General features: G+C 65.4%; 11 protein-coding genes. All 11 read right to left on the reverse strand.

What is annotated here, in order from left to right; all coding sequences use genetic code 11:
* Nucleotides 1-2: 2 nt before the first annotated feature.
* The 11 genes from ABR323_RS04470 to ABR323_RS04520 all read right to left on the reverse strand — a co-directional run bounded on the left by ABR323_RS04470 (nt 3) and on the right by ABR323_RS04520 (nt 13,666).
* Nucleotides 3-1,217, reverse strand: coding sequence for a coproporphyrinogen III oxidase (locus tag ABR323_RS04470; RefSeq protein ID WP_439448390.1), 1,215 nt, complete (start codon nt 1,215-1,217; stop codon nt 3-5).
* Between the two features lie 98 nt (nt 1,218-1,315).
* On the reverse strand, nt 1,316-2,647 hold the full coding sequence (locus ABR323_RS04475) for an MFS transporter (RefSeq protein ID WP_439448391.1): 1,332 nt from the start codon (nt 2,645-2,647) through the stop codon (nt 1,316-1,318).
* Between the two features lie 23 nt (nt 2,648-2,670).
* Nucleotides 2,671-3,570 (reverse strand): peptidylprolyl isomerase, encoded by a 900-nt coding sequence (locus ABR323_RS04480; protein WP_439448392.1) that lies wholly within the window; start codon nt 3,568-3,570, stop codon nt 2,671-2,673.
* A 4-nt stretch (nt 3,571-3,574) separates the two neighbouring features.
* Nucleotides 3,575-4,282: a respiratory nitrate reductase subunit gamma gene (narI, locus tag ABR323_RS04485; protein ID WP_439448393.1), complete on the reverse strand. Its 708-nt coding sequence runs from the start codon at nt 4,280-4,282 to the stop codon at nt 3,575-3,577.
* Nucleotides 4,279-4,959, reverse strand: a complete 681-nt coding sequence (gene narJ / locus ABR323_RS04490) for a nitrate reductase molybdenum cofactor assembly chaperone (RefSeq protein ID WP_439448394.1) — start codon at nt 4,957-4,959, stop codon at nt 4,279-4,281. Before narJ ends, narI begins: the two co-directional genes overlap by 4 nt.
* Nucleotides 4,959-6,503, reverse strand: coding sequence for a nitrate reductase subunit beta (narH, locus tag ABR323_RS04495; protein WP_439448395.1), 1,545 nt, complete (start codon nt 6,501-6,503; stop codon nt 4,959-4,961). The genes narJ and narH overlap by 1 nt, the downstream gene beginning before the upstream one ends.
* Nucleotides 6,503-10,297, reverse strand: coding sequence for a nitrate reductase subunit alpha (locus ABR323_RS04500; RefSeq protein ID WP_439448396.1), 3,795 nt, complete (start codon nt 10,295-10,297; stop codon nt 6,503-6,505). Before ABR323_RS04500 ends, narH begins: the two co-directional genes overlap by 1 nt.
* A 72-nt stretch (nt 10,298-10,369) precedes the next feature.
* Nucleotides 10,370-11,788, reverse strand: coding sequence for a NarK family nitrate/nitrite MFS transporter (locus tag ABR323_RS04505; protein ID WP_439448397.1), 1,419 nt, complete (start codon nt 11,786-11,788; stop codon nt 10,370-10,372).
* A gap of 145 nt (nt 11,789-11,933) precedes the next feature.
* Entirely contained in the window at nt 11,934-12,299 is a 366-nt protein-coding gene (locus ABR323_RS04510; RefSeq protein ID WP_439448398.1) for a DUF7009 family protein, read from the reverse strand.
* Nucleotides 12,296-12,838 (reverse strand): molybdenum cofactor guanylyltransferase, encoded by a 543-nt coding sequence (gene mobA / locus ABR323_RS04515; protein WP_439448399.1) that lies wholly within the window; start codon nt 12,836-12,838, stop codon nt 12,296-12,298. The genes ABR323_RS04510 and mobA overlap by 4 nt, the downstream gene beginning before the upstream one ends.
* A gap of 327 nt (nt 12,839-13,165) precedes the next feature.
* Nucleotides 13,166-13,666 (reverse strand): molybdenum cofactor biosynthesis protein MoaE, encoded by a 501-nt coding sequence (locus ABR323_RS04520; RefSeq protein WP_439448400.1) that lies wholly within the window; start codon nt 13,664-13,666, stop codon nt 13,166-13,168.

Here is a 13,666-nt window from a genome sequence, read left to right on the forward strand (position 1 = left end):
ACTCAAGCGATGGCGGCCGCCGGCCGGAAGCATGCGGCCATCATACGCCACAGCAGGCGCCCTTCTTCGGCCAGGCGCAGCACGCGCGTATCCCAATGCGCCCAGCCGCGTGCCAGCAACGGCGACAACGCGGGCAGCTGTTCGGCGAAGCATTCCTCGAACGGCTCATCGTTGCGCCATTCGAAGGCGCCCGCATCGAGCGCGTGGTCGCAGGCGATGCTCTGCGCCACTTCGGCCACCAACCGTTCGTCCTCGGACAGTATCAGCCCGGCGGAGACTCCCATGTGACCCGCCTGCAGACGCGCACGCCATTCACCCAGTTCGTCCTCCAGCCGGTAGAACACCTCACCGATCTGGCTGCAGGCGGACAGGCCAAGGCCGATGAAATCACTGCGGTCGCGGCGCGGCACGCCGGCAAGATCGCAATGGCGCTGGCCATCGCCCGGGCCATGCGGGTTCGGCAGATCGCCACGCTGATAGTGATCGCCACCGATCGGTTCGTAACCCGCTGCGCGCAGCAGGCGCCAGGCCTGCAGCCAATGGACGGCAGAGGGCTGTTCCGGCAGCGCACACGGCGCCGGCAGCAGGATGCGCTCGGGCGCTTCGGCCAGCACCTCATGCAGCCGTTCGATGAAGCCGGTGTCCTCGCTGCCCGGCACCCGCAACTGGTAGTAGCGCGCGGTGAACCCAGCATCACGCGCGTGCGCCAGCAGGGTCGGCCCCGGCGCATCGGCACGATCGATCACGTTCAACCGGGTGCAGCCCACCGCACGCAGCTGCGCTGGCGATAGTGCGCTGCCCGCATCCAGCCGCACCTCCACCTGCGGTCGCGCCACGGTGCGCAGGTGCTGCGGCACCGCGTCCAGCAGCTGGCCCAGCTGCGGCGGCGGCAACGTCTCGGCCAGCCCCAGCTGCAGTACCATCGCCACCACTTCACGATCCTCGGCCAGCGCGTCGGCCTGCAACCGCAGCGCCAGCAGCAAGGTGTCCAGATAGGCCTGCGGCGGCACATCGCGCCCGCCACGGCCTGCCTGGAAGCCCAGCGTCAAGCCACGCGGGATCAGGTGCTCGTTGCTGGCGCGCACGGCGGCGCGCCACCCGCTTTCGCCGAAGCCGGTACTGAACTGGTCAGCCGGCGGAAACAGCACGTGCCGGGGCTGCCGCAGCAATGCCGCCTGCAGCGCAGTGTCCTCGCTCTCGTCAACGTGGAAGCTCATGGCAGACATCTTCGGGCGTTCCTCCTCGCGTGGCCCTGATTGAAATCAAGCGTGGTGCATCGGCTGTTTCATGCCGGCCAGCGGCCGGCACTACCTCTTCACCCGCCGCGCACCCGCTCGGCGGCGGCCGCATCGATGGCTTCGGGCAGATCGGTCTCGCGGTCGATCTGGGGGAAGTGGCGGCGTTCCATGCGACGGATTGCAAAGTGCATCCACGCCAGCGCAGCGGCCACCACCACGAACAGCAGCATGAAGCAGCTGCTCCAGATGCCCAGCGCATCGTTCAAGGCGCCGAACACAATCGGCAGGATGAAACCACCGAGCCCACCGATCATCCCGACCACACCGCCCACCGCGCCCACATGCTTCGGGTAGTACACCGGAATGTGCTTGTAGACCGCGGCCTTGCCCAGCGACATGAAGAAGCCCAGCACGAACACCAGCACGGTGAACATCACCACGCCGATGGCCAGATGGAAGTGGATCGGGCCATGGATGCCCTTCACCACGTACTCGGTATCCGGGTAGGCCAGCAGGAAGGTACAGATGGCCGACACCCCGAAGGTCCAGTACATCACCCGGCGCGCGCCCATCCGGTCCGACATCCACCCGCCCACCACCCGGAACAGGCTGGCAGGAATGGAATAGCAGGCCGCCACCATGCCGGCGGTGCCCACATCCATGCCATAGGCGCCCACCAGGTAGTGCGGCAACCACAGTGCCAGAGCCACGAAGCCACCGAACACGAAGAAGTAGTACAGCGAGAACCGCCAGACCTGCAGGTTCTTCAGCGGTGCCATCTGCTCGGCGAACGGTACCGGCTTGACGCCGTCACGGCGGCGCTGCTCCAGCGACGGGTCTTCCTTGCTGAACAGGAAAAACAGCACGGCAGTGATTGCCAGCGCCACCGCCCACACCTTGGCCACCATCATCCAACCCGCCGCCACCATCACCATCGGCGCCAGCAGCTTGGTCACTGCCGCGCCGATGTTGCCCGCGCCGAAGATACCCAGCGCGGTGCCCTGCTTGCTGGCCGGGAAGAACTTGGACACATAGGCCACGCCCACCGAGAAATTGCCACCGGCAATACCCACGCACAACGCGGCAAACAGGAACTGTGGGTAGGTGTGCGCGTGGGTCAGCATCCAGGTGGCCACCGCACCGCACAGCATCACCAGCGCCATCACCTTGCGGCCGCCGAACTGGTCCGACCAGATACCCAGAAACACCCTGCTGACCGAACCGGTCAGCACCGGGGTGGCGATCAACAAGCCGAACTGGGTGTCATTCAAGCCGAGCTGTTGACTGATCTGGATGCCGATGATCGAAAAGATCATCCACACCGCGAAGCACACGGTGAAGGCGAACGTGCTCAGCCACAGCGCACGTTGCTGCTGCCCGGCACTGGCGGGGGCAAGGGCCTGGTTCATGAATTCTCCTCGTTCATGGGGGGTCAGCCGATATCCGCTTCGGCTTCGATTTCTTCCAGCCCGCGCACGGGGTAGCGCTCCTGCAGCTGCAGCAGGTAGGCCTGCACCTCGCGCTGCCGTACCTGCAATTCCAGGTAGTCACGCAGCTGCGGCAACACGGCCTCGAACGATTGCAGCTGGCCTTCCTCGCGGGCATCGACGCAGACCACGTGGTAGCCCCAGCGCGATTCGACCGGGAACCCGGCCAGGCCCTCGCGCAGGCGGAACACCTGGCGGTCGAACTCCGGCGTGGTCTGTCCGCGCTGCAGCCAGCCCAGGTCACCGCCGTCGCTGCTGGACGGGCAACGCGAATGGCGCAGGGCGAAATCGGCGAACAGGTGCGGCGATTCCTTCAGCAGCCCGACCAGCCGCTCGCCCTCGGTACGTGCGGCGAAGCGCCCGGCCACGTCGTCGGCCGGCGCGGCCAGCAGGATATGGCGCAGGCGCACACGGTCGGGCGAGCGGAAGCGCTCCGGGTTCTGTTCAAAGTAGCGGCGGCAGTCCTCATCGGTCGGCACGCGGTCTTCGATCGCGTCTTCCAGCAGTTGCTGGATCAGCACTTCCTCGTCGCTTACCCGGTTGCCGTCCGGCGCTTGCAGGCCCAACCGCTGCGCTTCCAGACGCAGCAGCTCGCGCACCACCAGTGCACGTGCCGCCTCGGCCCGTGACTGTTCCGGGCGCATCGCCCGGTGGTGCTGCATCTCGCGGGCGATGTCGGCCTCGCTGATCGCGGTCTCGTCCACGAACAGCCGGCACGGCGCCGGCTGCCCGAGCGAGCGCGGCCCCTGCGCTGCCGCGTCATGGTGGTGCGAATGCGCCTCGGCGGGAACCGGTGCGGCGGAGTCGATCACGGTGATCGGCAGGAACTTCGGCAGGCTGCCCATGGCGTTACTCCCGCGGACCGTAGCGCAGCGTGGCCTGGCGGCGGCGCACCACCTGGTACGGCCTCCACAGGTAGCTGATCGGAATGCTCCACACATGCACCAGGCGGGTGAACGGCGCGATCAGGAACAGGGTCAGGCCCAGGAAGATATGCATCTTGTAGACCCAGCTGACGCCCTCGATGTAGTCAGCGGCACCGGCACGGAAGGTCACGATGTGCTGCGCCCATTCGGCCAGCTGCACCATCACCCCACCGTCCAGGTGCCCGGACGAGACCCGGATGCTGTACAGGCCCAGGCACAGCTGGGCGAACAGCAGCACCAGCACCAGGGTGTCACCGAAACTGCCGGTGGCCCGCACGCGCGCGTTGAACAAGCGGCGTACCAGCAGGATGCTGATGCCGATGAAGCACAGTGCGCCGAACACACCACCGACCACCATCGCCAGCATCTGCTTCTGCGAGGAGGTGATGAAATGCTCGTACACCGCGTGCGGGGTCAGCAGGCCGACCAGGTGGCCACCCAGGATGGCCAGGATGCCGATGTGGAAGCAGTTGCTGCCGATCCGCATGCCCTTGTCCGACAGCATCTGGCTGGAGCCGGTGCGCCAGGTGTACATGGCCTTGTCATAGCGGGCCCAGCTGCCGATCAGAAGCACCGCCACGGCAATGTACGGGTAGTACTGGAAGGCGAATTGATGCAGGTAGTAGTTCATGGCTGGACCTCACGGTGCACGGGACGGGCCGGCGAGCGCGTCGGTGGCTTGCAGTCTTCAGAGGGTGCTTCGGCGCCGAAACGCACCGCCTCCTCCTCCCACAGCTTGTCCATCGCCTCGGCCGTATCGTCGCGGGGTTCTTCACTTGCGCGTTGCCGCAGCGCTTCCAGGTTCACCTTGCCGTCGCCGGCCTCCACCAGGATCTCCAGCAGCGGCACATGCGGCAGCTCACGCTCGGCCGCACGCGCGGCCAGCATGCCGGCGATGTGGCCGATGTGGTGCAGCCACTCACGCGCTTCAGTTTCCGGGCGGTGGGCCAGGAACTCCAACAGCAACGGCAGGTAGTCCGGCAGCTCGCGCGCGTCCAGTTCAAAGCCGTGCTTGCGATAGGTTTCCACCAGATCGACCATGGCCTGGCCGCGATCGCGCGATTCGCCGTGGATATGTTCAAACAGCAGCAGGCTCATCGAACGGCCGCGGTCGAAGGTCGCCAGCCACGCCGCCTGCGCATCCAGCGGGTCGGCATCCAGCAGCTGCTGCACGAAACCGCGCAGCTGCTTTCGCCGCATCGGCGTCAGCGCAACCTCATCGCACGCCGCCAGCAGTTCCCCGCCGTGCTCCCACAGGTCCTCGCGCGGGTAATCCAGCAACACGCCCACCAGTTTCAGAACGCTCATCACACCACCTCCTTGCGACGGTGGTTGGGCCCGTTGTTCACCACGAAGCTGGTGCTCTTGCGCTGGCCGAACAGGTCGGCCGGGCTGTCACCATTGCAACCGTTGCCGAAGGTGAAGCCGCAGCCGCCGCGCTCGCCGAAGGCATCGTTGGCGTACTCGCGGTGGCCGGTGGGAATCACGAAACGGTCCTCGTAGTTTGCGATGGCCAGGTAGCGGTACATCTCTTCCACCTGGGCGATGCTCAGCCCGGTCTGTTCCAGCACTGCAGTGTCTTCCACGCCGTCCACGTTCTTGGCCCGGCGCCAGGCGCGCATCGCCATCAGCCGCTCCAGCGCGCGCACCACCGGCGCCTCGTCACCCGCCGTCAGCAGGTTGGCCAGGTAACGCATCGGGATGCGCAACGACGCCACGTCCGGCAGCTCGCCGCTCATGCCCACGCGGCCACGCTCGGCGGCGGACTGGATCGGCGACAGCGGCGGCACGTACCAGACCATCGGCAACGTGCGGTATTCCGGGTGCAGCGGCAGCGCCAGCTTCCAGTCGATCGCCAGCTTGTACACCGGCGACTGCTTGGCAGACTCCAGCCAGCTGTCCGGGATGCCCTCCTTGCGCGCGGCGGCGATCACCGCCGGATCGTTCGGGTCCAGGAAGATGTCCAGGTGGGCCTGGTACAGGTCCTTCTCGGCGGCTACCGAAGCGGCCTCGGCGATCCGGTCAGCGTCGTAGAGCATCACGCCCAGGTAGCGGATGCGGCCCACGCAGGTTTCCGAGCACACGGTCGGCTCACCCATCTCGATGCGCGGGTAGCAGAAGATGCACTTCTCCGACTTGCCGCTCTTCCAGTTGTAGTAGATCTTCTTGTACGGGCAGGCCGACACGCACATGCGCCAGCCGCGGCACTTGTCCTGGTCGATCAGCACGATGCCGTCTTCCTCGCGCTTGTAGATCGCGCCCGAGGGGCACGCCGACACGCACGCCGGGTTCAGGCAGTGCTCGCACAGGCGCGGCAGGTACATCATGAACGTCTTCTCGAAGGCGCCGTAGATTTCCTTCTGCACCTGGTCGAAGTTGTAGTCGCGCGAGCGCTTGCTGAACTCCGACCCCAGGATCTCCTCCCAGTTCGGCCCCCACTCGATCTTCTGCATGCGCTCGCCACTGATCAGCGAACGCGGCCGCGCGGTCGGCTGGTGCTTGCTGTCCTTGGCGGTATGCAGGTTCTGGTAGTCGAAATCGAACGGCTCGTAGTAGTCGTCGATCTGCGGCAGGTCCGGGTTGGCAAAGATCTTGGCAAGCATCCGCCAGCGGCCACCGGCGCGCGGCACCAGCTTGCCGCTGCCGGTGCGCACCCAGCCACCGTTCCACTTCTCCTGGTTTTCCCATTCCTTCGGATAGCCGATGCCCGGCTTGGTTTCCACGTTGTTGAACCAGGCGTACTCGACGCCCTCGCGCGAAGTCCAGACGTTCTTGCAGGTGATCGAGCAGGTATGGCAGCCGATGCACTTGTCCAGGTTCAGCACCATCGCGATCTGTGCACGGACCTTCATCACACCACCTCCTTGGCGGCGGCCGGCACGGCCTCGCCGGTCGCTCCTGCGCGTCCTGCGCCCGCGACACTCGAACTTCCCTGTTCATCGTCCAGCCAATCGATCTTGTCCATCTTGCGCACGATCACGAACTCATCGCGGTTGGTTCCGCAGGTGCCGTAGTAGTTGAAGCCATAGGCCAGCTGCGCGTAGCCGCCGATCATGTGGGTGGGCTTGAGCACGATGCGGGTCACCGAGTTGTGGATGCCGCCGCGGGTCCCGGAAATCTCCGATCCCGGCACGTTGATGATGCGTTCCTGGGCGTGGTACATCATTGCCATGCCCGGCATCACGCGCTGGCTGACCACCGCACGCGCGGCGATCGCACCGTTCACGTTGAACAGCTCGATCCAGTCGTTGTCGACGATGCCGGCACTGCGCGCGTCGTCCTCGCTGATCCACACGATCGGACCGCCACGCGACAGCGTCTGCATGATCAGGTTGTCGCTGTAAGTGCTGTGGATGCCCCACTTCTGGTGCGGGGTGATCCAGTTCAGCACGATCTCCTTGTTGCCGTTCGAGCGCTGGTTCAAGAGCGGCTCGATGGTGCGGGTGTTGACCGGCGGACGGTAGCTCATGAACGCCTCGCCAAAGTCGATCATCCACTCGTGGTCCTGGTAGAACTGCTGGCGGCCGGTAATCGTGCGCCACGGAATCAACTCATGCACGTTGGTGTAGCAGGCGTTGTAGCTGACGTTGTCGTCCTCCAGGCCCGACCAGATCGGCGAGGAGATGATCTTGCGCGGTTGCGCCTGGATGTCACGGAAGCGGATCGCCTCGTGCTCCTTGCCCACCGCCAGATGCGTATGCTCGCGACCGGTGAAGGTGCCCAGCGATTCCCACGCCTTCACCGCCACATGGCCGTTGGTTTCCGGCGCCAGATGCAGGATCACTTCGGCCGCATCGATGGCCGTGGCAATGGCCGGGCGGCCCTGGCTTACGCCTTCTTCGTGCACGGTATGGTTCAACTTGCCGAGGAATTCCACCTCGTGCTTCGTATCCCAGTTCATGCCCTTGCCGCCGTTGCCCTGCTTGTCCAGCAGCGGGCCCAGCGAGGTGAACTTGCGGTACAGGTTCGGGTAGTCGCGCTCCACCACCGTCATCGACGGCATGGTGTGGCCGGGGATGGCCTCACACTCGCCCTTCTTCCAGTCGGCCACACCGAACGGCATGCCCAGTTCGTTGGCGGTGTCGTGCAGGGTCGGCACCAGCACCAGATCCTTTTCCACGCCCAGCACGCCGGGCGCCATCTCGCTTACGGTGCGGGCCACTTCCTTGAAGATGTCCCAGTCGCTGCGCGATTCCCAGGCCGGGTCCACCGCCTTCGAAAGCGGGTGGATGAACGGATGCATGTCCGAGGTGTTGAGGTCGTCCTTCTCGTACCACGTGGCGGTGGGCAGCACGATGTCCGAGTACAGCGCGGTGGTGCACATGCGGAAGTCCAGCGTCACCAGCAGGTCCAGCTTGCCTTCCGGCGCCTCGTCGTGCCACTTCACTTCCTGCGGCTTCACCGCGCCCATCTCACCCAGGTCCTTGCCCTGCAGGCCATGGCGGGTGCCCAGCAGATGCCGCAGCATGTACTCGTGGCCCTTGCCGGAAGAACCCAGCAGGTTCGAGCGCCAGATGAACATCATGCGCGGGTGGTTCTGGCTGGCATCGGGGTCGGCAAAGGCAAAGTCCAGCGAGCCGTCCTTGAACTTGCCCAGCGCGTAATCGGCCGGGGCCACGCCGGCCGCTTCGGCCTCGCGCACCAGCTGCAGCGGGTTGCGGTCCAGCTGCGGCGCACTCGGCAACCAACCCATGCGCACCGCGCGCAGGTTCAGGTCGGCCAGGCTGCCGCTGTACTTGCTGGCATCAGCCAGCGGTGACAACAGTTCATCCACCTGCAGCTTCTCGTAACGCCACTGCCCGGTGTTGAAGTAGAAGAACGAGGTACCGTTCATGTGGCGCGGCGGCTTGCTCCAGTCCAGGCCGAACGCCAGCGGCTGCCAACCGGTCTGCGGGCGCAGCTTTTCCTGGCCCACGTAATGTGCCCAACCGCCACCGGTCTGACCCACGCAACCGCACATGATCAGCATGTTGATCAGGCCGCGGTAGTTCATGTCGTTGTGGAACCAGTGGTTCATGCCCGCGCCGACGATGATCATCGAACGGCCGTGTGTCTTGTCGGCGGTCCGCGCGAACTCGCGGGCGATCTCGATCACCTCGCCACGCGGCACGCCGGTGATGCGTTCCTGCCAGGCGGGTGTGCCCGGCACGTTCTCATCGAAGCTCGTGGCGACATTGGCACCACCAAAACCGCGATCGACACCGTACTGGGCCAGCAGCAGATCATAGACCGTGGCCACCAGCGTCTCGCCGCCGTCGGCCGTGGCCAGCCGGCGCACCGGAATGTTGCGGTCCAGTACTTCTTCGGCCGGCGCGGCGGTCCAGCCATCGCTTTCAATGCCACCGAAGTACGGGAAGCTCACCGCTTCGATGCCGTCATTGGCGTCGGACAAGCTCAGGCGCAGGCGTGTATCGGCGCCATTGCTGGCCTTCTCTTCGATGTTCCAGCGACCTTTCTCTCCCCAGCGGAAACCAATCGAGCCGTTGGGCACCACGATCTGGCCGCTGGTCTCGTCATAGGCCAGGGTCTTCCAGTCGGGATTGTTGGCTTCACCCAGCCCGCCCAGCTCACTGGCGCGCAGGAAGCGGCCGGCCACCAGGCGGCCGTCAGCGCGACGCTCAAGCCGCACCAGCATCGGCATGTCTGAATACTTGCGGCAGTAGTCCTGGAAGTACTGCGAGGGCGAATCGACATGGAACTCGCGCAGGATCACATGGCCGAACGCAAAGGCCAGCGCCGCGTCGGTGCCCTGCTTGGGGTGCAGCCAGTGGTCGGTCAGCTTGGCCAGCTCGGAATAGTCCGGGCAGATCGCCACCGTTTTGGTGCCGTTGTAGCGCGCCTCGGTGAAGAAGTGCGCATCGGGCGTACGCGTCTGCGGCACGTTCGAGCCCCAGGCGATGATGTAGCGGCTGTTGTACCAGTCCGCAGATTCGGGTACGTCGGTCTGCTCGCCCCACACCTGCGGCGAGGCCGGCGGCAGATCGCAGTACCAGTCATAGAACGACAGGCAGGCGCCGCCCAGCAGCGACAGGTAACGCGCACCCGCAGCGTAGGACACCATCGACATCGCCGGAATGGGCGAGAAGCCCACCACGCGATCCGGGCCGTACTGCTTCACCGTGTACAGGTTGGAGGCGGCGATGATCTCGTTGGCCTCTTCCCATTGCAGGCGCACGAAGCCGCCCATGCCGCGGCGGGTCTTGTACGAGCGCGCCTTTTCCTTGTCCTCCACGATGCTGGCCCAGGCATCGACCGGGGCCTTGCTCTTGCGGGCTTCGCGCCACAGGCGCAGCAGCGTGCCGCGGATCAGCGGGTACTTCAGCCGGTTGGCGCTGTACAGGTACCAGGAATAGCTGGCGCCACGCGGGCAGCCACGCGGTTCATGGTTGGGCAGATCCGGGCGCGTGCGCGGGTAGTCGGTCTGCTGGGTTTCCCAAGTGACCAGGCCGTTCTTGACGTAGATCTTCCAGCTGCAGGAGCCGGTGCAGTTAACGCCGTGGGTGGACCGCACGATCTTGTCGTACTGCCAGCGGGCGCGGTAACTGTTTTCCCAGTCGCGGCCCTCGCTCTTGGCAAATCCATGGCCATCGGCAAAGGTCTGGGGGTCGCGCTTGAAGAACTGCAAGCGATCGAGGAAATAACTCATCGGGGATCTCCCTTTGCGGACATCGGCATCGTGGCTGTGTGTGTCATCTGGCTGCGGTGCGTTTTCATGTCGTCAGCAGGGTGTCTCGGCACCGCGCCGGTAGTACCACCACCAGGTCACGGCCAGGCAGGTGACATAGAAAACAACGAATCCGTACAGCGCCATGTCGGGGCTGCCGGTCAACGTAATGGACGAGCCGTAGCTCTTGGGAATGAAGAAACCGCCGTAGGCACCGATCGCACCGGAGAAACCGACCACCGCGGCCGACTCGATGCTGGCCTGGTGTGCGGCCGTGGCCTTGCCCTCGGCGTTGTCGTTGGCCGACCAGCGCTCATGCAGGGTGCGGAAGATCACCGGGATCATGCGGAAGGTGGTGCCGTTGCCTATGCCACTGAGCACGAACAGCGCCATGAAGCTGAGCAGGAAGCCGTAGAAGTTGCCGCCCTGGCCATGGCTGGGCAGGAAGTGCAGCACCCCGAACACCGCCGCGATCATCAGCGCGAACACCCAGAAGGTCAGGCGTGCACCACCCCAGCGGTCGGCCATGCTGCCGCCCACCGAGCGCATCAGTGCGCCCAGCAGCGGGCCGATGAAGGCGTAGGCCAGCGGGTTCACGTCTGGGAACTGGCTCTTCACCAGCATCGGGAAGCCGGCCGAAAAGCCGATGTAGGAACCGAAGGTGCCGATGTACAACCAGCACATCAGCCAGTTGTGCTTGCGGCGGAAGATCACCGCCTGTTCGGAGAACGACGAACGCGCACTGGTCAGATCGTTCATACCGAACCAGGCCGCCACCGCGCAGATTGCAATGGCCGGCACCCAGATGAAACCGGCGTTCTGCAGGTACAGCGCCGCGCCGCCATCCACCACCGGCTGCGGTGCACCACCCAGCGCGCCAAACACGGCCACGGTGATCACCAGCGGCACCACCGCCTGCGCCACCGACACGCCCACATTGCCCAGACCGGCATTCAAGCCCAGCGCCAGGCCCTGCTTCTGCTTGGGGTAGAAGAAGGAGATGTTGGACATCGACGAAGAGAAGTTGGCGCCGCCGAAGCCGCACAGGATCGCGATCACCACGAACACCCAGTACGGCGTGGCCGGGTTCTGCACTGCAAAGCCCAACCACACGGTGGGCAGCAGCAGCGAGGCGGTAGACAGCGCCGTCCAACGGCGGCCACCGAAGATCGGAATCACAAAGGAATAGAAGATGCGCAGAGTCGCGCCAGAGAGGCTGGGCAAGGCCACCAGCCAGAACAGCTGGTCGGTGCTGAAGCCGAAGCCGATCTTGGGCAGGCTGATGGTCACCGCCGAGAACAGCACCCAGACCGAGAACGCCAGCAGCAGCGAAGGAATGGAAATGACCAGGTTGCGGGTAGCCACCCGCTTGCCGGTGCGCTCCCAATAGCCGGGGTCTTCCGGCGTCCAGTCGCTGATGACGCGACCCGGACTGGCAGTGCTGCGGACAACAGGATCGCTACCGACGGTCATACATGGCTCCAAGGCTGTGGAATGACGTGGGTACTGCGTTTCAAGTTGTAACCCGTCGTCATGCAGCCATTAGGCCGTGCAGCACGGACGACGGGGTTGATCTGGATCAATCAGGGGCCGGTTTCCACCCTGCCCCTGACAAATGTCAAACCGATGAAGCGGTGCTGCGGCGGGTCACCCCGCGCTGGCGCACGCTGTCGCGCACGTCTACATCGAACTGCAGCTGAAGCTGGCCGCCCTCTTCCAGGGCAATCTCGAATGGCAGGCCATCCCGGCACGGCAGCCGTGCCGCCAAGGCCTCGACTGCCGGGCGCGGCAGTACCAGGCGGCAGAAGGTGCCGCCATCCAGCAGCACGGGCTGTTCACCGGCGTGCAGCGATACCGCCATGCCCCAGCCCTCGATACCGCCGAAGCGGGTCGTGTTCTCGACCGATTCACCGGCCAGCAGGCGCGCCAGTTCGGCCTCGTCCAGGCGAAGCCGTACCGATTGGTCCTGCAACTGCACTTTCATGACGCAACATCCTCCCATTGTTCGGGGGTATTGCAGTTGACCAGCCCGGCCTCGTCAACCGGCGCCAGCGCCACGGAATTCGCGCCAAGACGACGCTGCAGGGCCTGCAGCGAGCGCGGGCCGTCCGGGTCATCCAGCATCGATCCAAGTACGTTGCGACAAGCATCGTCTATATCCACCAGCATGGGCAGGGGGTGGCCGGCAAAGATCGTGCATGGACCGCGATGGCCGTCACGCAATTGCTGCAGCAATCGCGGCGGCAGCAATGGTGTGTCCACCGGCACCACCCAGGCCGGGCCATCGGGCATGCGCAGTGCCACGCTGTAGAGCCCACCAAGGGGGCCGCAACGTGCTACGCGGTCCGGCACGCCGCCGAAGGCCGGGTAGTTTCCGCTGACCCAGACCTCGCGCGCGCCAGCCTGCATCAACAGGCCCCGCATGTGTTCCAGCAGCGTGCGGCCCTGCCACGGCAGCAGTGCCTTGTCGCGGCCCATCCGGGTGGACAGGCCACCGGCCAGCACGATGCCGTTGATGCTCATCGCAGTAGAGCCACGCCATGCGTGGCTGCACCGGCCGGATGCGCGGGAAAGGCCTCATCCACGCATGGCGTGGATCTACTGAACCCAATGGCCGCCCGAATGCCCCGCAGTAGAGCCACGCCATGCGTGGCTGCATCGGCCGGGTGCGCGGGAAAGGCCCCATCCACCCATGGCGTGGATCTACTGCATCCAATGGCCACCCGAATGCCCCGCAGTAGAGCCACGCCATGCGTGGCTGCATCGGCCGGCTGCATCGGGAAGGCCTCATCCACGCATGGCGTGGATCTACTGAATCCAATGGCCGCCCGAATGGCCTTTGGCCCGGCATCAATGCTGGTGATCGTGCGCATGGTCATGGGCATGTGCGGGTTCGCTGTCCGCATGGCACAGGCTGCAACCCTCGCTCCACTCGCTGTCGCCGTCCTGGTAATGCTCCTGCTTCCAGATCGGGCACTGGTGCTTCACCACCTCGATCAACTGCCGGCACGCGCGGAACGCCTCGTCGCGGTGCGGGCTGCCCGCTGCCACCACCACCGCCACATCACCAATGCCCAACCGGCCCTTGGCATGGGCCACATACAGTTTCAGCTTCGGACCGAACGTGGCCTCGACCTCGGCGGCCAGGCGCTTGAACTCGTTCAGCACCAACGGCTCGAACAGGTCGTAGGTGATCCCGGTCACCGGCCGGCCGATGTTGACGTCGCGCACCTTGCCAATGAACACGTCGATGCCGCCGAAGCCCGGATCGGATACCGCCGCGATGCCCTCGGCCGGATCGATCGCCGCCTGCGCGCGGTCCACCACCTTCGCGATGATTTTCTCGTTCAT

The sequence above is a fragment of the Stenotrophomonas sp. ATs4 genome (assembly GCF_051861585.1).
GTDB classification, from domain to species: domain Bacteria; phylum Pseudomonadota; class Gammaproteobacteria; order Xanthomonadales; family Xanthomonadaceae; genus Stenotrophomonas; species Stenotrophomonas maltophilia_AS.

Excerpts from the sequence above, each read along its gene's own strand:
- ABR323_RS04470 (WP_439448390.1), bottom strand. The coding sequence starts at position 1,217 with ATGAGCTTCCACGTTGACGAGAGCGAGGACACTGCGCTGCAGGCGGCA.
- ABR323_RS04475 (WP_439448391.1), bottom strand. The coding sequence starts at position 2,647 with ATGAACCAGGCCCTTGCCCCCGCCAGTGCCGGGCAGCAGCAACGTGCG.
- ABR323_RS04480 (WP_439448392.1), bottom strand. The coding sequence starts at position 3,570 with ATGGGCAGCCTGCCGAAGTTCCTGCCGATCACCGTGATCGACTCCGCC.
- narI (WP_439448393.1), bottom strand. The coding sequence starts at position 4,282 with ATGAACTACTACCTGCATCAATTCGCCTTCCAGTACTACCCGTACATT.
- narJ (WP_439448394.1), bottom strand. The coding sequence starts at position 4,959 with ATGAGCGTTCTGAAACTGGTGGGCGTGTTGCTGGATTACCCGCGCGAG.
- narH (WP_439448395.1), bottom strand. The coding sequence starts at position 6,503 with ATGAAGGTCCGTGCACAGATCGCGATGGTGCTGAACCTGGACAAGTGC.
- ABR323_RS04500 (WP_439448396.1), bottom strand. The coding sequence starts at position 10,297 with ATGAGTTATTTCCTCGATCGCTTGCAGTTCTTCAAGCGCGACCCCCAG.
- ABR323_RS04505 (WP_439448397.1), bottom strand. The coding sequence starts at position 11,788 with ATGACCGTCGGTAGCGATCCTGTTGTCCGCAGCACTGCCAGTCCGGGT.
- ABR323_RS04510 (WP_439448398.1), bottom strand. The coding sequence starts at position 12,299 with ATGAAAGTGCAGTTGCAGGACCAATCGGTACGGCTTCGCCTGGACGAG.
- mobA (WP_439448399.1), bottom strand. The coding sequence starts at position 12,838 with ATGAGCATCAACGGCATCGTGCTGGCCGGTGGCCTGTCCACCCGGATG.
- ABR323_RS04520 (WP_439448400.1), bottom strand. The coding sequence starts at position 13,666 with ATGAACGAGAAAATCATCGCGAAGGTGGTGGACCGCGCGCAGGCGGCG.